The 19,809-nt window shown below is 72.3% G+C and carries 24 protein-coding genes; 21 read left to right on the forward strand and 3 right to left on the reverse strand.

Features of this window, described 5'->3' with window-relative positions; all coding sequences use genetic code 11:
• Nucleotides 1–16 precede the first annotated feature (16 nt).
• The 8 genes from DEI85_RS01390 (at nucleotide 17) to DEI85_RS01425 (ending at nucleotide 5,785) form a co-directional block, all read left to right on the forward strand.
• A complete protein-coding gene (locus DEI85_RS01390) occupies nucleotides 17–910 on the forward strand; it encodes an aminoglycoside phosphotransferase family protein (protein WP_110858610.1) in 894 nt (297 codons plus the stop codon).
• Nucleotides 911–1,055: 145 nt separating this feature from the next.
• Nucleotides 1,056–2,249: a zinc-dependent alcohol dehydrogenase gene (locus DEI85_RS01395; protein ID WP_110858611.1), complete on the forward strand. Its 1,194-nt coding sequence runs from the start codon at nucleotides 1,056–1,058 to the stop codon at nucleotides 2,247–2,249.
• A complete protein-coding gene (locus tag DEI85_RS01400) occupies nucleotides 2,249–3,298 on the forward strand; it encodes an NAD-dependent epimerase/dehydratase family protein (RefSeq protein WP_111090122.1) in 1,050 nt (349 codons plus the stop codon). The genes DEI85_RS01395 and DEI85_RS01400 overlap by 1 nt, the downstream gene beginning before the upstream one ends.
• Nucleotides 3,299–3,518: 220 nt before the next feature.
• Nucleotides 3,519–3,875, forward strand: coding sequence for an SHOCT domain-containing protein (locus DEI85_RS01405; RefSeq protein WP_111123786.1), 357 nt, complete (start codon nucleotides 3,519–3,521; stop codon nucleotides 3,873–3,875).
• Nucleotides 3,876–3,889: 14 nt separating this feature from the next.
• Complete coding sequence (locus DEI85_RS01410) at nucleotides 3,890–4,126, forward strand: hypothetical protein (protein ID WP_146244765.1); 237 nt, start codon at nucleotides 3,890–3,892, stop codon at nucleotides 4,124–4,126.
• Nucleotides 4,123–4,653, forward strand: coding sequence for a hypothetical protein (locus DEI85_RS01415; protein ID WP_110858615.1), 531 nt, complete (start codon nucleotides 4,123–4,125; stop codon nucleotides 4,651–4,653). The genes DEI85_RS01410 and DEI85_RS01415 overlap by 4 nt, the downstream gene beginning before the upstream one ends.
• A gap of 20 nt (nucleotides 4,654–4,673) precedes the next feature.
• Entirely contained in the window at nucleotides 4,674–5,084 is a 411-nt protein-coding gene (locus DEI85_RS01420) for a DUF6314 family protein (RefSeq protein WP_111123784.1), read from the forward strand.
• Nucleotides 5,085–5,119: 35 nt separating this feature from the next.
• Nucleotides 5,120–5,785, forward strand: coding sequence for a pentapeptide repeat-containing protein (locus tag DEI85_RS01425; protein ID WP_111123783.1), 666 nt, complete (start codon nucleotides 5,120–5,122; stop codon nucleotides 5,783–5,785).
• Nucleotides 5,786–5,845: 60 nt separating this feature from the next.
• Here the strand turns inward: DEI85_RS01425 and DEI85_RS01430 are convergent, their stop codons facing one another.
• A complete protein-coding gene (locus tag DEI85_RS01430) occupies nucleotides 5,846–6,835 on the reverse strand; it encodes an NAD(P)/FAD-dependent oxidoreductase (RefSeq protein ID WP_111123782.1) in 990 nt (329 codons plus the stop codon).
• A gap of 58 nt (nucleotides 6,836–6,893) precedes the next feature.
• Here DEI85_RS01430 and DEI85_RS01435 point away from each other — a divergent pair, with 58 nt between their 5' ends.
• Nucleotides 6,894–7,511, forward strand: a complete 618-nt coding sequence (locus tag DEI85_RS01435; protein WP_111123781.1) for a helix-turn-helix domain-containing protein — start codon at nucleotides 6,894–6,896, stop codon at nucleotides 7,509–7,511.
• Between the two features lie 20 nt (nucleotides 7,512–7,531).
• Here the strand turns inward: DEI85_RS01435 and DEI85_RS01440 are convergent, their stop codons facing one another.
• Complete coding sequence (locus DEI85_RS01440; protein WP_111123780.1) at nucleotides 7,532–8,287, reverse strand: glycosyltransferase family 2 protein; 756 nt, start codon at nucleotides 8,285–8,287, stop codon at nucleotides 7,532–7,534.
• Between the two features lie 147 nt (nucleotides 8,288–8,434).
• Between DEI85_RS01440 and DEI85_RS01445 the strand changes: the two genes are divergently transcribed.
• The 9 genes from DEI85_RS01445 to DEI85_RS01485 all read left to right on the forward strand — a co-directional run bounded on the left by DEI85_RS01445 (nucleotide 8,435) and on the right by DEI85_RS01485 (nucleotide 15,104).
• A complete protein-coding gene (locus tag DEI85_RS01445; RefSeq protein ID WP_110858621.1) occupies nucleotides 8,435–9,256 on the forward strand; it encodes a hypothetical protein in 822 nt (273 codons plus the stop codon).
• Nucleotides 9,253–9,696, forward strand: coding sequence for a phage holin family protein (locus DEI85_RS01450; RefSeq protein ID WP_051597109.1), 444 nt, complete (start codon nucleotides 9,253–9,255; stop codon nucleotides 9,694–9,696). The genes DEI85_RS01445 and DEI85_RS01450 overlap by 4 nt, the downstream gene beginning before the upstream one ends.
• On the forward strand, nucleotides 9,693–10,265 hold the full coding sequence (locus DEI85_RS01455; RefSeq protein WP_110858623.1) for a DUF3618 domain-containing protein: 573 nt from the start codon (nucleotides 9,693–9,695) through the stop codon (nucleotides 10,263–10,265). The genes DEI85_RS01450 and DEI85_RS01455 overlap by 4 nt, the downstream gene beginning before the upstream one ends.
• 79 nt (nucleotides 10,266–10,344) lie before the next feature.
• The gene (locus DEI85_RS01460) at nucleotides 10,345–10,770 is read left to right on the forward strand and encodes a MarR family winged helix-turn-helix transcriptional regulator (protein ID WP_110858624.1); all 426 of its coding nucleotides are present in this window, start codon (nucleotides 10,345–10,347) and stop codon (nucleotides 10,768–10,770) included.
• A 58-nt stretch (nucleotides 10,771–10,828) separates the two neighbouring features.
• Nucleotides 10,829–11,470 (forward strand): MBL fold metallo-hydrolase, encoded by a 642-nt coding sequence (locus DEI85_RS01465; protein ID WP_110858625.1) that lies wholly within the window; start codon nucleotides 10,829–10,831, stop codon nucleotides 11,468–11,470.
• Between the two features lie 54 nt (nucleotides 11,471–11,524).
• Nucleotides 11,525–12,214, forward strand: coding sequence for an HAD family hydrolase (locus DEI85_RS01470; protein WP_110858626.1), 690 nt, complete (start codon nucleotides 11,525–11,527; stop codon nucleotides 12,212–12,214).
• A gap of 52 nt (nucleotides 12,215–12,266) precedes the next feature.
• Nucleotides 12,267–12,749: a GNAT family N-acetyltransferase gene (locus DEI85_RS01475; RefSeq protein WP_110858627.1), complete on the forward strand. Its 483-nt coding sequence runs from the start codon at nucleotides 12,267–12,269 to the stop codon at nucleotides 12,747–12,749.
• Nucleotides 12,750–12,801: 52 nt separating this feature from the next.
• Nucleotides 12,802–13,422 (forward strand): TetR/AcrR family transcriptional regulator, encoded by a 621-nt coding sequence (locus DEI85_RS01480; RefSeq protein WP_258369758.1) that lies wholly within the window; start codon nucleotides 12,802–12,804, stop codon nucleotides 13,420–13,422.
• Entirely contained in the window at nucleotides 13,419–15,104 is a 1,686-nt protein-coding gene (locus tag DEI85_RS01485) for an MDR family MFS transporter (RefSeq protein WP_111123779.1), read from the forward strand. The genes DEI85_RS01480 and DEI85_RS01485 overlap by 4 nt, the downstream gene beginning before the upstream one ends.
• A 168-nt stretch (nucleotides 15,105–15,272) precedes the next feature.
• Here DEI85_RS01485 and DEI85_RS01490 read toward each other — a convergent pair whose 3' ends face one another.
• Entirely contained in the window at nucleotides 15,273–16,271 is a 999-nt protein-coding gene (locus DEI85_RS01490) for a LacI family DNA-binding transcriptional regulator (RefSeq protein ID WP_258369759.1), read from the reverse strand.
• Between the two features lie 162 nt (nucleotides 16,272–16,433).
• Between DEI85_RS01490 and uriH the strand changes: the two genes are divergently transcribed.
• From uriH to DEI85_RS01505, 3 genes are read left to right on the forward strand one after another with little or no spacing between them, the layout of a single operon-like run.
• A complete protein-coding gene (uriH, locus tag DEI85_RS01495; protein WP_111090130.1) occupies nucleotides 16,434–17,465 on the forward strand; it encodes a uridine-preferring nucleoside hydrolase UriH in 1,032 nt (343 codons plus the stop codon).
• Between the two features lie 6 nt (nucleotides 17,466–17,471).
• Nucleotides 17,472–18,902 carry a uridine transporter UriT gene (gene uriT, locus DEI85_RS01500; protein ID WP_111123778.1) on the forward strand — a complete coding sequence of 477 codons (1,431 nt, stop codon included), beginning with the start codon at nucleotides 17,472–17,474 and terminating at the stop codon, nucleotides 18,900–18,902.
• Nucleotides 18,899–19,759 (forward strand): ribokinase, encoded by an 861-nt coding sequence (locus DEI85_RS01505; RefSeq protein ID WP_111123777.1) that lies wholly within the window; start codon nucleotides 18,899–18,901, stop codon nucleotides 19,757–19,759. Before uriT ends, DEI85_RS01505 begins: the two co-directional genes overlap by 4 nt.
• The last annotated feature ends 50 nt before the right edge of the window (nucleotides 19,760–19,809 follow it).

Here is a 19,809-nt window from a genome sequence, read left to right on the forward strand (position 1 = left end):
CGCCTATGCTGCGGGCATGCACACCGAGGTGCCCCGGATCGACGCCGGACTCGTCGAACGACTCGTCGCGGAGCAGTTCCCCGACTGGGCCGACCTGCCCGTGCGCGAGGTCGACCACCAGGGCTGGGACAACCGCACCTACCGGCTCGGAGACGCCCTGTCGGTGCGACTGCCGAGCGCGGCCGGCTACGTGCCCGCGGTCGAGAAGGAGCAGGACGTCCTGCCGTACCTCGCCCGGCGGCTCGACGTCGCCGTGCCGGAACCCGTGGCGCTCGGGGAACCGGGCCAGGGGTACCCGTTCCCGTGGTCGGTGCGGCGGTGGCTCGACGGGGTGCCGGCCGTGCAGGTCGACGACCTCGACCACGAGCGCTTCGCGGCCGAGGTCGGTGCCGTGCTCCGGCAGCTCCGGAGCGTCCCGGCGACGGGCGGCCCCACCGCCGGTGCGCACTCGTTCCACCGCGGGGAGCACCCGTCCGTGTACGACGCCGAGGTGCGGGCGGCGCTCGACACGCTCGGCAGCGGCAGGGCCGGCCGCTCCGTCGTCGACCGCGGCGCGTGCGAAGCGGTCTGGGCCGAGGCCCTCGCCAGCCGGTGGGACGCGCCGGCCGTCTGGTTCCACGGTGACGTCGCCCCGGGCAACTTGCTGGTCGACGACACCGGGCGGCTGTGCGCGGTGATCGACTTCGGCACGTGCGGCGTGGGGGACCCGGCGTGCGACCTCGTGCTCGCGTGGACGATGCTGGACGGCCCGGCGCGACGGGTGTTCCGGCAGTCGGTCGACCTGGACGACGACACGTGGGCGCGCGCACGGGGATGGGCGCTGTGGAAGGCACTCATCATGCTCGCGGGCAGTGCCGGACCTGGTGACCGCGACGAGCACGAGCGGGTCCTCGCAGCCGTCCTCGGCTGACGTCGAGCGCACCGCCGCCCGCCCGCGCCGACGTGCGCGAGGGGGACGCGGGGCTGGGAGCGTCCACGGGGCGGGCGCGTACCGAGGAGGGGAACGCGAGTCGTGCCTCCAGGCCGGCTCGAAGCGACCACGAGAGGAACGCGACGTGCGCGCACTGACCTGGCAGGGCACCGAGAAGGTGTCCGTCGAGACCGTCCCCGACCCGACCATCCAGGAGCCGACCGACGCGATCGTGCGGATCACCTCCACGGCGATCTGCGGGTCCGACCTGCACCTGTACCGCGTGCTCGGCCCGTACATCGACCGCGGCGACGTCCTCGGCCACGAGCCCATGGGCATCGTGGAAGAGGTCGGGTCCGGCGTCACGAACCTGAAGGTCGGTGACCGCGTCGTCATCCCCTTCAACATCTCCTGCGGCCACTGCTGGATGTGCCAGCACGGCCTGCAGTCGCAGTGCGAGACCACCCAGGTCACCGAGTACGGCACCGGTGCGTCGCTGTTCGGCTACACGAAGATGTACGGCCAGGTCCCCGGTGGCCAGGCCGAGTACCTGCGTGTGCCGCACGCCGACTACGGCCCCATCGTCGTGCCGGACGACGGCACCCCCGACGACCGCTGGCTGTTCCTGAGCGACATCCTGCCGACCGCGTGGCAGGCCGTGCAGTACGCCCAGGTCCCCGAGGGCGGCACGCTCGCCGTGCTCGGCCTCGGCCCGGTCGGCCAGTTCGCCGCCCGCATCGGCAAGCACCTCGGCTACCGCGTGCTCGCCGTCGACCCCGAGCAGGTCCGCCGTGACCTGGGGGCGAAGCACGGCGCCGAGGTGTTCGACCTGACGAAGGACCTCGTGCCCGAACTCGTCGACCTGACCGACGGCCGCGGCCCGGACGGGGTCGTCGACGCCGTCGGCATGGAGGCCCACGGCAACCCGATGGCGGGCTTCGCACAGCGTGCCGCCGGCCTGCTGCCCGACAAGCTCGCGCAGAAGGCGATCGAGACCGCCGGCGTCGACCGGCTGGCCGCCGTGCACGCGGCGATCGACCTGGTCCGCCGCGGTGGCACCGTCTCGCTGAGCGGTGTCTACGGCGGCATGGCCGACCCGATGCCGATGATGACGCTGTTCGACAAGCAGATCACCATCCGCGAGGGCCAGTGCAACGTGAAGCGCTGGATCGACGACATCATGCCGCTCGTCTCCGACCCGTCGGACCCGCTCGGCACGCTCGACCTGACCACCCACCGCGTCTCGCTCGAGGAGGCCCCGCACATGTACGAGGTCTTCCAGAAGAAGCAGGACGACTGCGTCAAGGTCGTGCTCGACCCCGCGATGGCCGCGGCCTGATGCGGATCGTCGTCGTCGGCGCGACCGGCAACGTCGGGACGGCGGTGCTCCGTCGGCTCGCAGCCGTGCGCGCCGACGGCGACGGTGACGCCGCTGGCGTCCGGATCGTCGGCGTCGCCCGGCGGCTGCCGGACCTGCGCGCCGAGCCGTACGCCGCTGCCGTCTGGCACGCCGTCGACGTCGGTGCCGCGGACGCCGTGGACCAGCTCACGGCCGTGTTCCAGGGCGCCGATGCCGTCGTCCACCTGGCGTGGGCCCTCCAGCCGACGCACGACATCCCGGCGCAGCACCGCACGAACGTGACCGGGACGGCGAACGTCCTGGCAGCCGTCGCGCGCGCCGAGGTGCCCCAGGTCGTCGTGGCGTCCTCGGTCGGCGCGTACCGCGGGGTGGACGTCGACGGCAAGCACACCCCCGTGGACGAGAGCTGGCCCGCCGACGGGATCCCGACGGCGACGTACTCGATCCACAAGGCAGCCAACGAAGCGGCGATGGACGCGTTCGAGGCCGACCACCCCTCCGTGACCCTCACGCGGCTGCGTCCGGGGCTGATCTTCCAGCGGGACGCCGCCGCCGAGATCCGGGGGCTGTTCCTCGGACACCTCGTGCCCATGTCGATCGTGCGGTGGATCCGCTGGCTCGTGCTGCCGCTGCCGTACCCGTTCGTGTTCCAGGCCGTGCACGCCGACGACGTCGCCGACGCCTACTGGCGCGCGGTCGACCGACGGGCAGCGGGGGCGTTCAACATCGCGGCCTCGCCCGTGCTCAACCCGCCGAGACTGGCCCGGGCCTTCGGCATGCTCGGTGCCGTGCGGATCCCGCTGCGGTTGCTGCGCGGGATCGTGACGGTGACGTGGCGGCTGCGGTTGCAGCCGACGGACGCCGGGTGGATCGACATCGCCGCCGGCGTGCCGATCATGCGGACCGACCGTGCCCGGTCGGTGCTCGGATGGGAGGCCCGACACACCTCCGAAGAAGCGTTGCGTGCACTCGTGGCCGGGTTCGCGGACGGTGCGAACGTTCCGGGGTCGGGGCCGCTCCGCGGTTGAGCGGGCTCGGGCTGGCCGGGGGCGGGGGGCGCTGCCTGGTCGTCCCGGGTGTACCGGGTGCTTTCGGTCGTACCGGGTGGTTCCGGGCGTAGCGGGTCGGAAGTTCTGACCAGGTACGCCCGGTTCCACATTCCATCGCGGGCGTTCTGGGAAGGAACGCCCGCTCGTGTTCCCCGTCTCGCGCTACGCTTCGCTCGTCGTTGTGAGAAGGGGGAGTGCGATGGTGCTCAATTGGTCCGCGTTCAGTGAGCTCGAGGGGCCGGGGGAGTCGGGGATGCCCGACCTGTTCGACGGCTGGTTCGGCATCGCGTTCGGGGTCGTCGCGGCGCTGACGATCCTCACGACCCTGACGATCGTCATCCTGACGCTCTACCGGGGCAAGCGGATGGCCGACCGTGGTCAGAACCCCCTCACCATGCAGGAGGACATCGCGTACCAGGCGATGCAGAGCCGTACGTTCGCACCGGACAAGCCGCTCGAACAGCGCCTCGCCGAACTCGACGACCTGCACGCGCGCGGCGTGATCTCCGACGAGGAGCACCGCAGCGCCCGAGCCGAGGCCCTGCGCGGACGATGATCGCCTCCGAAGAAGTGCGCAACCCCCTGATCCCGCCGGTCTACGACCTCGTCTGGACCCTGCTGATGGCGCTCGTCGTCGTCGCGGTCATCGCCGCCGTGTGCATCGCGGTGGTCCGCAGTCGGCGCCCCCACGGTGCCCGGCGGACCTCGCCGGAGCAGCGGCTCCTCGAACTCGACGAGCTGCACGCCCGCGGTGTCATCACCGACGACGAGCGCAGAGCCGCGCGGGCCGAGGCCCTGCGCGGTTGAGCATCCCCGACTTCGACGTCGAGCCCGCTGTCGGACCGCGCTTCTGGCCGCGGGTCCTGGGCGTCGTCTCTGCGGTGACCGGGGTACTCGCCGTCATCGGGTGGCCGCTGCCCATCGTCTCCGGGCGCACGGAGCGGGCGCACGCGTGGGAGCGAACCGTGCAGGGTGTCCAGGACTGGCTCGCGTTCGACGGTTGGCGCCTGTCCGGCTCGTCCTGGGTCTACGGGGCGGCGTCGATCGCGGCGTTGACGGGAGCGATCACCCTGTTGCGACCCCAGTGGAGCAGCGCGCGGAAGTTCGTCGTCGTGGTGGCGCCGACGGGCACCCTGCTGGTGGTCGGACCGGCGGTGCAGTGGGCAGCCGGTCTGCCGTGGTCCAACTACGGCCAGGGTTCGACCGGCGGCATCGCGCTCGGCATCCTCGCAGCGTCGGTCGGCGGTGCCGCCGTCGTGGGGCTCCGGGCCCTGATCCCCAGGAGTGTCCAGCACGAGGACGACGTGAACCCGCCACCCCGCGGGGTTCGCTGACCCGGACGTAGAGTGGGCGGGTGCTGCTGCCGACGGACCTGCTCGGGGTGTGGGACCTCGACCGCACCGTGCACGACCACCGTGCCGGAGCCGCGGGGACCGTCACCGGGACCACCACCTTGACTCTGGTCGGCGACGACGAGGTTCGCTGGGACGAGTCCGGCGTGATGACCTTCGACGGCCGGTCCACCCCGGTGTCCCGGACTCTCCTCCTCCGGCGCGGTCCCGACGGTGGCTGGACCGTGCACTTCTCCGACGGTCGGGTCTTCCACGACTGGGTCTGGGGCACGAGCGTCGCCCACGCCTGCGCTCCGGACGACTACACGGGTGCCTTCGACGGCGACGAAGACCGCTGGACGGTGCGGTGGGAAGCGCGCGGTCCGGCGAAGGACTACCGGCTGGACAGCGTCCTCACCCGACCGCGGTCGTGACCCCCGGGGTCGGCGGTCACCGCCAGACTGGGGGCATGGCACGCTCCTCCGGCACCGACGCCCCGCGCATCACCCTGACCGAACCGACGAACCTCGAGGACTGGACGCCAGCTCCCGGTGACGTCCTGACGGGGGACCGCATCGAGGGCAAGCGCATCGACGTCCTCGATCTGGCCGGCGAGCGACTTCCCGACCTGGAGATCGAGGAGTGCGTCATCGACACGTTCCGGGGCGACGACGCGGACTTCCGTGGGCTCCGGGTCCGCGACTCGCTCATCGACTCGCTCGACGCCCCGATCCTGCGGGCGTCGAGCAGCGCGTGGCGCGAGGTCCGGGTCTCCGGCGGTCGGGTCGGCTCGGCCGAACTGTACGACTCCGGGTTGAACGGCGTCGAGTTCGTCGGCATGAAGTTCGGGTTCGTGAACCTGCGCGGCTCGACGATCACCGACGTGGTGTTCCGCGACTGCGTCATCGACGAGCTCGACATCGCCGACGCGAAGCTGCTGCGGGTGTCGTTCGACGGCAGCAGCATCCGCGCCGCCGAGGGGTCGAACACCCGCATCGACCACGTGGACCTGCGTGGAGCGGACCTCGATCGGGTCGAGCGGCTCGAGGGGTTCCGCGGGGCCACGATCGGCGCCGACCAGCTGTACACGCTCGCGCCGCTGCTGGCTGCACAGGCCGGCTACCGCGTCGACTGACCCACGCCGAGTTTCGCGCTCACCGACACTGCACGCCCGACCGGCCCCGCGAACTGTCGCTCAGCCCGAAACAGTGCCCGAAACAGCGCCGACCCCGGCCAGCGCCGCGGCCAGGTCGGCCTGCACCAGGTCGCCGTGCACCGCAGCGCCCGTCTGGGTGCCGGCAGCCGCCGACGCGATGACCGTCGCCATCGGGGCCGTCACGTTGCCGGCCGCGTAGACCCCGCGCACCGCGGTCTGCCCGGCGGCGTCCACGGTCAGCGCGGTCGCGAAGCGGTGGTCGCCCATGAACTGGTCGGTGGCGGCGAGGCCGAGCCCGGACAGGAAGTCCACCCGCGCCTCGGGCCGGCTCGCCGTGGCCAGGGCATCGAGCTCGACGAAGGAACCGTCGCGGAGCCGGACCCCGGTCAGCCGGTCACCCTCGGAGACCACGGCGGCGACCGGTCCCTCGACGACTGCGATGCCGCGTGCGGCCAAACCGGCCAGAGCGGTGTCGTCCATCAGCGCCGGGTCCGTCAGGAACGCGGTGACCCGATCACTCAGCGCCCGGAACATGAGCGCGTGGTGTGCGGCGTTCGGCGTCGTGACGAGCACCCCGATCCGCTGGTCGCGGATCTCCCACCCGTGGCAGAACGGGCAGTGCACGACCCCGCGCCCCCACTGTTCGGCCAGGCCCGGGACCTCGGGCAGGACGTCCACGGCGCCGGAGGCGACGACCAGTCTGCGTGCCGTGACGACCGAGCCGGAGTCCAGCGTGACCGAGAAACCGACCGGGTCGTGGCCGTCACCGGTCGTGGCGGACGTGGCCACGATCCTCCCGGCCGTGACCTGGACGCCGTAGGCGGCGACCTCGTCGCGACCGATGCGGATCAGCTCGGCGGGCGCGACACCCTCGTGGCCGAGGTAGTTGTGCGCACCGGCCGCCGGAGCGTTGCGCGGCTCGCCGGAGTCGACGACGAGCACCGAGCGCCGCGAACGGCCGAGGATGAGGGCGGCGGAGAGGCCGGCGGCCGAGCCGCCGATGACGATGACGTCGAAGTGTTCAGGCATGCGCTGATCATGCGGCCGGTCATGAGCGGACAGCAACGAACTTTGCCGGTGTGGCAACATGGCCGGCATGGGACACAGCACCCGGGATGCGGCCGCCACGCGCACGACGGCCGACGTCGTCGACGGGGTCGGCCCCCGACTGCGCGCGCTGCGCGCCCACCGCGACGTCACACTCGCGGCACTGTCCGAGCAGACGGGGATCTCGGTGAGCACCCTGTCGCGGCTCGAGTCCGGGCAGCGGAAGCCCACGCTGGAACTGCTGCTGCCCCTCGCCCGGGCGTACCAGGTGCCCCTCGACGACCTGGTCGGCGCACCGCAGACCGGCGACCCGCGCGTGCACATGAAGCCCGAGGTGCACGGCGGCCGCGTGGTCGTGCCGCTGACCAAGCGGACCGGCGGGGTGCGCTCGTTCAAGCAGCTGTTCCCGCCGAACACCCCGGGCGGGGACCCGTCGCTCAAGACGCACGAGGGCTACGAGTGGCTCTACGTGCTGTCCGGGCGGCTCCGGCTGGTGCTGGGGGAGCACGACCTCGACCTGGGTCCCGGTGAGGTCGCCGAGTTCGACACCCACACCCCGCACTGGATGGGCAACGTGACCGACTCGGTCACCGAAGTGCTGTGCCTGTACGGGCCGCAGGGCGAGCGGGCGCACGTGCGGTCCCGACCCGCTCGGTGAGCGGCTGACCGAGGGCGTCGTCAGCGGCTGCGCCACCACCGCCGCGACCGCGACCGCGACCGCAGCCGTCGCGCCCACCGCCGCACCGGGTTCGCCCGCCGGCCGTTCACGCGGAACGTGTGGAAGGCGCGTCGCGTCCGCACCCAGACGGACGGGAGGCTCGACAACGGTCGCGCGGACACCTGCACCGTGAGCACGGGGTCGGCCACCACCCGCCAGGCCGGGTCGAGCTGCATGCTCAGGTCGACGTCGTCGTGCACCTCGGCGTCGTCCCGGTGCGCTCGCCCGCCGACCGCGGCCCAGGTCGACCGGCGCATCGCCATGGCGGACCCGAACAACGGTGGGTGTCCGAGCGCACCCCGCATCAGCACGAAGTACGGGCCCATGTACACGGCGTCCCACAGTCGGCGCACCACGGGGCCACCGCCCCGTGGCCGGCCCGGACCGGTGACCGCGACGACCTCGGGGTCGGCGAGCAGGCGGACGGCGTCGGCGATCCAGGACGGCGGTGGGACGGAGTCGGCGTCGAGCCGCACGACGACGTCGCCGGTCGCCCGGTCGTAGCCGCGCGCCGAGGCCCGGGCGATCCCGCGCACCGGCTCCGTCAGCACGACCGCACCGGCGTCCCGGGCGATCGCCGCGCTGTCGTCGGTGCTGCCGTTGTCGACCACGACGACCTCGTCGGCCGGCCGGGTCTGGGCCGCGAGGGCGGCGAGGCACCGGCGCAGGTGCACGGCATCGTCCCGCACGGGGATCACGACCGAGACACGGGGCATCCGTCGATCCAACCGGCTGTCGCCTGTGCGGATTGCCGGACCGCGTTTCCCGGCATTCCTGGGTCCTGACCCAGAGGGCAGCGCGCACGTTCGATGGCGAAACGCCCCCGGTGCACGCCGGGGACGACGACAACCGGAAGGCCGACCATGACCACGAACCCACCCGGGAACGACTCCGGGACGCCCATCCACGACCGCACCGCAGCCTCCGAGGGGCACGAGGTCGCCCCCGGCGTGACGGTGCCGTCGTACGCCAGCGGCACCCCCGCCGCGCGACCCACCGACCCCGGTGCGCCCCAGACCTACGACCCGTACGGCGACAGCGCCGCCGAGGTGCCGTTCGACGCACCCCTCGACGCCGTCCCGGCCGACGAGCAGCTCCCCGCCGTCCCGTCCGCCGCTTCCGCCGGCGGCGCTGGCAGCGCCAGCGGCTCCGGCAGTGACTCGGGCAGCGGCTCCGGCAAGGCCGACGCGGCGAAGGGCGCCGCGCAGGACGTCGCCGGCGACGCCAAGGAGAAGGCCGCGAACGTCGCGGGCACCGCCAAGGAGCAGGCGTCGAAGGTCGCCTCCGAGGCGACCGACCACGCCAAGCAGCTCTACGGCCAGGCGTCCGAGAACCTCAAGCAGCAGGCCGGCGAGCAGCAGCAGCGCGCTGCCGGCGGACTCCGCTCCCTCGGCGAGCAGCTCGGGCGCATGGCCGAGAACGACGACGAGCAGGGCGTCGCCTCGAAGGTCGTCCGCGACCTGTCGGGCCGCGCGACCTCGGCCGCCGGGTTCCTCGAGAACCGCGACCCGGGCTCGCTGCTCGACGAGGTGAAGACCTTCGCCGCGAAGCGCCCCGGCACCTTCATCGCGATCGCCGCGGGCGCGGGCCTGCTGGCCGGCCGCCTGACCAAGGCGCTCGCGACCGAGGTCAAGCACGAGAAGGAGGCCGGCGACGGCACCACCGGATCGGGGAGTGGCGTATGAGCCAGTCCGTCCCCGGCGCGACACCCCTGGGCGAACCGACTCCCGAGGAGCGCGCTGCGACCACACCGCTCGGTGAGCTGCTGTCCGACGTGTCGCGCGACCTCTCCAGCCTGTTCCGGCAGGAGGTCGCCCTCGCGAAGGCCGAGCTGACCGACTCTGCGAAGAAGGCCGGCAAGGCGGGCGGGATGTTCGGCGGCGCCGGACTCACCGCCGTGTTCGCCCTGCTGTTCCTGTCGATCGCCGCGTGGTGGGGCCTCGGTTACCTGATCGGCAACGCCTGGTCCGCCCTGATCATCGCCGTCGTCTACGCGATCGTCGCCGCGATCCTGGCCGTCCGCGGGCGCAAGGAGATCAAGGAGATCAAGGGCGCCCCGCAGACGGTCGAGACCGCCAAGGAAGTCCCCGAGACACTCAAGCCCAACACCGGGAGGAAGCCATGAGCACCCCAGACGAGATCCGCGCCGACATCGAGCGCACCCGCGGCGAACTCGGCTCCGACGTCGACGCCCTCGCCGACAAGGTCAGCCCGTCGTCCATCGCCCACCGCCAGAGCGAGAAGGTGAAGGGCCGGTTCCAGGACGTCCGCGAGTCCGTGATGGGCGCGGCCCAGTCAGCCCGCTCGAGCGCCTCCGGTTCCGCCTCGGGCGCGACCGGCCAGGCGAAGGACGTCGCCCAGAAGGGCGTCGAGAAGGCGAAGGGCAATCCCTTGGCCGTCGGCCTCATCGCGTTCGGCGCCGGTTGGCTCGTGTCGTCGCTCCTGCCGACCACCGAGAAGGAAGAAGAACTCGCCGGTGAGCTGAAGGACAAGGCTGCACCGCTCGTCGACGAGGTCAAGGAGCAGGCGAAGGACGCCGGTTCGCAGCTCGGCGACGTGGCGAAGGGGCACGCGCAGGACCTCGCGGGCACCGCGCAGGAAGCCGCGCAGACGGTCAAGGGCGAGGCGCAGGGGGCCGCGTCCGACGTCAAGGACAACGCGCAGGGTGCGGCGGACGACGTCCGCAGCAGCTGAGCGGAACCCGATGACGGACGGGAGGCACGGTGCCAGCTGGCACCGTGCCTCCCGTCCGTGAAGCGGTAGCGTTCCGGGCATGGACCCGATCGACGAGCTCGCTGCGGAGCTCCGACAGTCCATCGGCCGGGTCGTGCGTGCCGCACGACGCGAGGCGGACGCGCTGCCGGCCACGCACACCACCACCCTCGGGTTCCTGCACCGCGAGGGCCCGATGACGATCGCGGAACTCGCGCGCCGCCGCGGGGTGAAGCACCAGGGGCAGTCCCGCACGGTCGGCGAACTGGCCGAGCTCGGCTACGTCGACCGGACGGCGTCGGACACCGACCGCCGAGCGTCGGTCATCCGGATCACGGACGCCGGTCGGGCCGCACTGCAGCGGGACACGGACGCCCGCACGGACTGGCTGGCCGCCGCGATCCGCGAGGAGACCGACGCCGAGGAGCGTGCGCTGCTGCGCCGCCTGCCCGAGCTGTTCGAGCGGGTCGCCCGCCGGGCCGACTGAACGACCCTTCACCTTCCCGGCAGCCGCAGAAGTACAACACCGCTGTACAGTTGTGCGCATGGAGTTGACGAAGTACAACCACGCCACCGTCGTCCTCGAGCAGGACGGCGTCACCCTCGTCATCGACCCCGGGGTGTTCACGCCCGAGGCCGTCGACCTCGTCCGCGGGGCCGCGGGCGTCCTCGTCACGCACGACCACCCCGACCACTTCGACATCGACGCCCTGCGTGCGGGGCTCGCCGGGAACCCGGACCTCGTCGTCCGCGGTCCGGAGACCGTCGTCGAGCAGCTCGGTGAACACCACGGCCGGGTCGCAGCGGTGCGCGACGGCGACACGATCACCGTCGGACCGTTCTCCGTCCGGGTCTTCGGCGAGCAGCACGCGGTCATCCACCCCGACATCCCGTCCACCGCGAACGTCGGCTACCTGGTGGACGACGCGGTGTTCCACCCGGGCGACGCGTACCTCGAGCCCGGTGTCCCGGTGCCGACCCTGCTCCTGCCGACGAGCGGGCCGTGGACGAACACCGCCCAGGCCGTCGACTACGTGCGAGCCGTGGCGCCGGAGCGGGCCGTGCAGATCCACGAGGCGATGTTGAGCGAACTCGGCCAGCAGTCCGCCGCGCGCTTCCTCGGACCGGACGGTCTCGGGCCGGTACCCGTCCTGATCCTGCCGGCGGGGGAGACGATCACCGTCTGACGGACGCGGGCCGCCCCTGGGAGCCGATCCGGGCCTCCCGAGCAGCATGGTGGGATGGCCGACGCACCCACGACAGCAGTCCTCTTCGACATCGACGGCACCCTCGCCGACTCGAACTACGCGCACATCGACGCGTGGTGGCGGGCGTTCCTGGCGGCGGGGGAGTCCGTCGACGCCTGGCGGATCCACCGCGCGATCGGGATGGACTCGGCGAAGCTGCTCGAGACGCTGCTGCCGGACGCGTCCCAGGAGACCCGCGACACCGCGAAGCAGTTCCACACCGCCTACTACGCCGAGCAGACGCCGCGGCTCCGGCTGCTGCCGGGTGCGCGCGAGCTCCTGCAGGCCGTCGCCGAAGCGGGGCACGCCGTGGTCCTGGCGACCAGTGCGCCCGAGCACGAACTCGCCCGCCTGCGCGAACTGCTCGACGCGGGTGAGTGGGTCACCGCCGAGACCAGCTCCGAGGACGTCGAGCAGGCGAAGCCGGACCCCGGCATCATCCGGGTCGCGCTCGGCAAGGCCGGGGTCTCCGCCGACGACGCCGTGATGGTCGGGGACGCCATGTGGGACGTCGAGTCCGCCGGCAAGGTGGGGGTCCGGTGCGTCGGTGTGATGACCGGCGGCATCGGCGGTGACGAGCTCCGCGGTGCCGGGGCGGCCGAGGTGTACGACGACGCGGCCGCAGTGCTCGCCGCGTTCCGCGCCGGCGAGGGCCCGATCGCGGCCCTCGGCCAGCGCGCCTGACGGGCGCCGTCGGTTTCCGCGTCGTCGGTCGCCCGTGCCAGGATCGACGTTCGTGATCACGATCGAACGCGTGTCCTGGGACGACCCCCGCAGCGTGGTGCTCCGCGCCCGCATGGACGACGAGATGCACGAGCGCTACGGGTCGGCGAACGCCGGCGAGGACCCGGCGGTCACCGCCGAGCGGGGCCGTGCGCTGAGCGTCGACCCGTCGACCGTCGTCACGTCGATCCTGGCCGTCGACGAGTCCGGTGAGCCGGTCGGGCACATCGCCGTCCGGCGTCTGGGTGACGAGGTCGAGCTGAAGCGGCTCATCGTGCTCGCCTCGGCGCGCGGCAAGGGTGCGGCCACCGCGCTGCTCGACGAGTGCGAGCGCGTCGGCCGCGAACTCGGCGCCCCGCGGCTCATCCTGCAGACCGGCGACAAGCAGCCCGACGCCGTCGCGCTCTACCGCAAGACCGGGTGGGACCAGATCGCGGTCTACGAACCCTACGTCGCGACCATGCCGTGGTCGTTCTGCTTCGAGAAGGCCCTGTAGCCCGGCCCCATCCCGTATTGCACTTTCAGCAGGAGAGTGCAATTCTTGCTCGGTGAGCACCACCGAACGCACCCGCGCGCTGCGCCGACGCATGATCGTCGAGGCACGTCGGGCGACGGTCGAACACGGGCTGCACGGCTTCACCATCGAGCAGCTCTGCGAGACCGTCGGGGTGTCGCGCCGCACGTTCTTCAACCACTTCGGGTCGAAGGACGACGCCGTGCTCGGCATCGAGCTCAACGCCGACGTCGAGGCGATCGACGCCTACGCCGCGGGCGGGGTCGTCCCCGGCGAGCTCGATCCCCTCGGGTCGATCGTCGCGCTGGCGATCGACCAGTTCCACCGGGTCGGCATCGCCCGCGCCGACGAGGCCCTGGTCCGCCGGGTGTTCGAGCGAGAGCCGGCACTCGTCGCACGGTTCCTGTCGGCGACCGACGTGCAGCTCGCCCGGATCACCGTGGCCCTGCGGCGACGGTTCGGGTGGGACGACCCCGCCGACCGCCGACCGCGCCTGGTCACCGAGGCCGCGGCCGCCTTGATGAAGGCCACCGCGACCGAGTACTTCGACGACGCCTTCGACGAGGCCACGGGGCCGACGTTCGACGCGCTGCTCACCGAGAACCTCCGCCTGCTCAGGGCGGTCACCACGACCGAACGGGAACACACCACATGAGCGCCACCGCGCCGGGCACCACCAAGCGTGCCCGCCCAGGCTCCGACGGCCCGCTGCTCCTGACGCAGCGTCGCATCTGGATCATCTTCTCCGCCCTGATCGCGGGGATGCTGCTCTCCAGCCTCGACCAGACCATCGTCTCCACCGCGATGCCGACCATCGTCGGCGAGCTCGGCGGCGTCGCGCACCAGGCCTGGCTGACGACCGGGTACCTGCTCGCCTCCACCATCGTGATGCCCGTCTACGGCAAGTTCGGCGACGTCCTCGGCCGCCGCAACCTGTTCCTCATCGCGATCGCGCTGTTCACCATCGCGTCGGCCGGGTGTGCGTTCGCCACGGACTTCACGCAGCTCGTGGTGTTCCGCGCCATGCAGGGGCTCGGCGGCGGCGGTCTGATGATCCTGTCGCAGGCGATCATCGCGGACATCGTCCCGGCCTCGCAGCGCGGCAAGTACCTCGGCCCGCTCGGTGCGATCTTCGGCCTGTCCGCCATCGGTGGCCCGCTGCTCGGTGGCTTCTTCGTGGACCACCTCACCTGGAACTGGGCGTTCTACATCAACATCCCGGTCGGCATCGCGGCGTTCTTCGTGGCGTGGTTCGCGCTGACCCTGCCGAACAAGAAGGCGACGAAGCGCATCGACGTCCTCGGCGTGCTGTTCATGTCCGCCGCGACCACGTGCCTGGTGTTCTTCTCGGAGTTCGGCGGCAGCAAGGACCACGGCTGGGACGCCCCCGAGACCTGGGCCTGGTTCGCCGGTCTCGTCGTCTCGGCAGCGCTCCTGGTGTTCGTCGAGTCCCGTGCGCAGGACCCGGTGCTCCCGCTGTCGTTCTTCCGCAACCGCACCTTCCTGCTGGCGACCGGTATCGGCCTCGTGCTCGGCATCGGCATGTTCGCCGCGATCGGCTTCGTCCCGACCTTCCTGCAGATGGCCTCTGGCACCTCGGCCGCGGTCTCCGGCCTGCTGATGCTGCCGATGATGGCCGGCCTGATCGGCACCTCGATCGCCTCGGGTGTCCTGATCACCAAGACCGGGCGCTACCGGATGTTCCCGATCGTCGGCACGGTCCTGGTGGCCATCGCGATGCTCGCGATGACCCAGCTGGCGGCGGACACCCCGATCTGGCTGATCTGCGCGTACCTGTTCGTCTTCGGTGCGGGGCTCGGCCTGATCATGCAGGTGGTCGTCCTCGTCGCGCAGAACGCCGTGCCCGCCGAGCAGGTCGGTACCGCCACCTCGACGAACAACTACTTCCGCGAGGTCGGTGCCTCGCTCGGGACCGCCGTCTTCGGTGCGCTCTTCACCGCGCGGCTCACGACGTCGCTGACCGACGTGTTCCGCGGTGCAGGCGGGTCGGCGACCGATGCGGCGTCGTCGGCGGGGAGCATCGACCCCGCGACGGTTGCGAAGCTGCCCGAGGCGGTGCAGAACGGCATCGTGAACGCCTACGCCGACTCCCTGGCACCGGTGTTCTGGTACCTGCTGCCCTTCATCGCGGTGGCGTTCCTGCTCGCACTGTTCCTGCCGCAGATCACGCTGTCCGACACGGCCGGCATGGTCGCCCGTGGCGAGGCCGTCGGCGGCGACGAGGCCGACGAGCTCGAGCGTGCGCAGCGTGCGGCCCGTGCGGAGCACGCGGCGGCACCGGAAGGTTCCGCACCGGGGCGGGACTCCGACCGGTAGACGCCACCGACCGACGGACGGGAGGCCCGGTGCCAGCTGGCACCGGGCCTCCCGTCCGTCGTCTGGTTGCGGCCACCGCGCGCCGTCACTTCGGGCCCAGCGACACCTTTCGCCGTCGGGACCCCGTGGAGTGTCGCCTGACGCGAAACGCCGCGTCGGCACGGGGCGCTACGCGCCGGTGCTCGCGCGCGGCACGAGCCGCGTCGGCAGGGCCGCGGGCTCGGCGGCCGTGCCGTCGAGCGTCGCGAGGAGTCGCAGTGCCGCAGCGCGACCGAGGTCGGCACCGGGCAGCGCCACGCTCGTCAGGGCCGGCGCGGTGACCGACGACGACGGCAGGTCGTCGAAGCCCGCGACCGCGAGTGCGCCGGGCACGGCGATGCCGAGCGCGCCGGCGACCCGCAGGACTCCGTAGGCCAGGGTGTCCGCGGCCGCGACGACGGCGGTGACGTCGTCGTCCTGCCAAGCCTCGATGACGTGCTCGGTGGCCGAGGCCGCGGCCTCCACGGTCAGGTCGGCGCGGGCGGTGACCTCGGAGACCGTGATGCCGGCGTCCGCACAGGCCTGCTCGAACAGTCCACGGCGCACGCCGAACGTCGCCGCCCGTGAGGTGCCGTCGAGGTAGCCCACGTGCCGGTGTCCCTGGTCGTGCAGGTGGGCGACGAGGTCGTGCACGCCCGTGGAGAGGTCGTAGTTGACTGCCTCGGGCCCACCGGGGGCGTCGAGCAGCACCACGGGGACGCTCGCCGACATCGGCTCGTCGGCCGCCGGGGCGTCGACCAGGATGCCGGCCGGCCGGAGCCGTTCGAACCGCCGGACGTCGGCCGCGACGGGCTGTGCACCCCGCTCGGTGACGGAGAGCACGAGCTGGAACCGGTCGCCCAGGGTGTCGCGGACGCCACGGATGACCTCGGCGAAGAACGGGTTCGACAGGTCGGGGGCGATGAACACGACGAGGTCGCCGCTGCCGCGCGCGAGTGAACTGGCGGCGTGGTCGACGACGTAGCCGAGGTCGTCCACGGCGTCGCGGACCCGCGCGGCGATGGGGGCGGAGACCCGCCCGCGGTCCTTGCCGTTCACGACGAGGGAGACCGTGGCGATGCTCGTGCCCGCACGCTCGGCCACCATCGCAGCGGTCACACGACGGCTCGGGGCGGCGGGGGAGGGCACTCGTCGATGCTAGCGAGCGTGGTGGTCGAACTTGACGTCAAGCGTTTGACGTGTTTCGATGTCAAACGCTTGACGCGCCACGACGCCAGCGCTCTGCCGGCCCGTGGATCCCCACCACGTCGAGCACTCACCTCGATTCCCCGAAGAAGTGGAGCGCCCAGCGTGCCCGATGCGACCCAGCCCGCCGCGAAGATCATCCTCGACTGCGACCCCGGCCACGACGACGCCGTGGCGCTCCTGCTCGCCCACGGCAGCCCGGCCATCGAGCTGCTCGCCGTGACCACCGTCGTCGGCAACCAGACCCTGCCGAAGGTCACCCGCAACGCCCTGGCCGTCGCCCGCATCGCCGGCATCACCGGGGTGCCGTTCGCCGCCGGAGCCGCCCGCCCGCTGCTGCGCCAGATCGAGGTCGCACCGGACATCCACGGCGAGAGCGGCCTGGACGGCCCGATGCTCCCCGAGCCGTCGTTCGACCTCGACGAGCGCCACGCCGTCGACCTGATCATCGACACCGTGATGGCCCACGAGCCCGGCACGGTCACCCTCGTGCCGACCGGCGGCCTGACGAACATCGCCCTCGCCGCCCGCAAGGAGCCCCGCATCGTCGAGCGCGTCAAGCAGGTCGTGCTCATGGGCGGCGGCGTGCACGTCGGCAACTGGAGCCCGGTCGCCGAGTTCAACATCGTCATCGACCCCGAGGCCGCGGCCATCGTGTTCGAGGCCGGCTGGGACGTCGTGATGGTCGGCCTCGACCTGACGCACCAGGCCCTCGCCACCCCCGAGGTCGCCGCGCGCATCGCCGGCGTCGGCACCGCCCCCGCCGCGTTCGTCGGCGAGCTGCTCGACTTCTTCGGCCAGACCTACAAGGACGCCCAGGGCTTCGACGCCCCGCCGGTCCACGACCCCTGCGCCGTCGCGTACGTCATCGACCCCACGATCGTCCGCGCCGTGAAGGTCCCGATCCACGTCGAGACGCAGGGCGCGCTGACCCTGGGCATGACCGTCGCCGACTTCCGCGCCCCCGCACCCGAGGACTGCCGCACGAGCGCCGCGATGGAGCTCGACCACGGCCGGTTCTGGGACCTCGTCGTCGACGCCCTCGAGCGCATCGGCGAGACGGCCGACACCGGCTGGACCCCACGTGCCGCCGCCGACGCCGTCGAAGCCGGCATCACCACGACCCCGGAGCGCTGAACCCCCATGACCACCACCTCGACGAAGAAGTCGATCGGCGCCCTCACCGCCGCGCTCCTCGCCGCGTGCATCGCGTTCCAGCTGAACGCGAGCATGCTCAGCCCCGCCCTCGTCACGATGGCGCGGGAGCTCAACACCGACGACGCCACCATCGGCCTGTCGCAGACCCTGTACTTCACCCTCGCGGCGCTGTTCTCGCTGTTCCTGCCGCGGCTGTCCGACATCGTGGGCCGCAAGCGCGTGCTGATCGGCATGCTCGCCGTGATGCTCGTCGGCAGCATCGTCGCCGCGCTCGCGGTGAACGTGCCGATGCTGTTCGCCGGTCGCATCATCCAGGGCGTCACCGGTCCGGTCGTCCCGATCTGCCTGCTCGTCCTGCGCAACGAGATCAGCGACCCGAAGCGCTACGGCGCCGCCCTCGGCCTGCTCACCGCGGTGAACGGCGGCATCGCGGGCGTCGACGCCCTGGCCGGCGGGTGGATCGCGACGAACTTCGGGTTCCGCGGGATCTTCTGGGTCATCGCCGTCGTCACCGTCCTCGCCCTGCTCCTGGTCGCCGTCTGGGGGGTCGAGTCGAAGCCCTCCGCCGGTACCCGGATGGACTGGATCGGTGTCGTCCCCCTCGTGGTGAGCGTCGGTGCGCTGCTCACGGCGTTCAACGAGGCCGGCAAGCTCGGCGCCGCGAACCCCGTGCTCGTGGTCGGTGGCGTCGTCGTCGCGCTCGTCGCCTTCGCCGTGTTCTGGGCCGTCGAGTCGCGGGTGCGGGAACCCCTGGTCGAGACCCGGTTCCTGAAGCGCCGTGCGACCTGGGCACTCCTGGCGACGACGTTCCTCACCATGACGGGCGTCTTCGCGGTCGTCAACGGCCTGGTCACCTCGCTCGCGCAGAACGGTGACGCGGGCTTCGGGATGGAGCCCGACCTGGCGTCGCTCGTGTTCCTCACCCCGTACGCGCTGGTCGGCTGGATCGTCGGACCCTTCGCCGGCCGACTCGCCCCGACCATCGGGTACCGCGCCGTCCTGCGCGTCGGCCTGATCGGCAGCATCGTCTCGACCGTCCTGATGGCGCTCGTCGGCGTGCACTCGCTGCCCGTGCTGGTCACCGCGACCGTGCTGATCGGCATCACCTACGCCGGCATCGCGAACATCATCCTGAACGGCCTGGGCATCGTGCTGTCGCCGGAGTCGAACCCCGGGTTCCTGCCCGGCCTGAACGCCGGTGCCTTCAACCTCGGCGCCGGGGTCAGCTTCGCCGTCCTGCCCGCGCTGCAGATCGCACTCGGCGTCGGCGGTTCCGCGGGCACCGCCGGGTACTCCGGTGGCATGCTGCTCGGGGCCGCGATCACGACCGTCGCGCTCGCGATCTCGTTCCTCATCCCCCGTCCGGAAGGCGCCGAGACCACGTCCGTCGCCCCGCAGAAGGAGACCGTCCGTTGACCGAGAGCATCGTCGTCGTCGGGTCGCTCAACGCGGACCTGGTGGTCCGCACCGAGCGCTTCCCCCAGCCCGGTGAGACCCTGCAGGGCTCCGACCTCGCGATCCTGCCCGGCGGCAAGTCCGCCAACCAGGCGGTGGCTGCCGGGAGGCTCGGGGGCACGGTGCGCATGATCGGTGCGGTCGGCGACGACGGGAACGGTGCGCTGCTCCGCGACTCCGTCGCGGCTGCGGGGGTCGACACGACGCACGTCGCGATCCGGGAGGGCGTCGCGACCGGCACCGCCGTCATCACGGTCGACGCCGCAGGCGAGAACACCATCGTGATCTCCGCCGGGGCGAACGGCACGCTGACGCCGGACGACGTGCCGGCCGACGTCTTCGCCGGCGCCGCGGTGCTGGGGCTCTGCCTCGAGGTCTCGATCGACGTCGTCCTCGCCGCCGCCCGTGCCGCGCACGCCGCCGGGGTCACGGTGCTCACGAACCTGTCACCGTTCGGCGCCGTGCCGGCCGAGCTCCTCGAGCTGACCGACGTGCTGCTGGTGAACGAGCACGAGGCCGCGGCGCTCGGAGACCACGGCGTCGCACGGTCGATCGTCACCCGCGGCGGTGCCGGCTGCGTCGTGCACGACAGGGATGCCGAGCCGGTGTCGATCGACGCCGTGCGGGTCGAACCGGTGGACACCACGGGTTGCGGCGACGCCTTCATGGGTGCGGTGGCGCTGCGTCTGGCCGCGGGGGACACCCTCGTCGACGCCGCTCGGTTCGCGGTGGGGGTCGGGGCGTACGCCGCGACCAAGCCGGGCGCTCAGGCCTCGTACCCGACCACCGCCGAGCTGGAGGCGTTCCTGCGGGCGTGACCCCTGCCTCCCGGCCGTGTGTTGACTGCGCGGCCCACTAGCGTTGTGCC

Source organism: Curtobacterium sp. MCBD17_026, from assembly GCF_003234895.2.
Lineage (GTDB): Bacteria > Actinomycetota > Actinomycetes > Actinomycetales > Microbacteriaceae > Curtobacterium > Curtobacterium flaccumfaciens.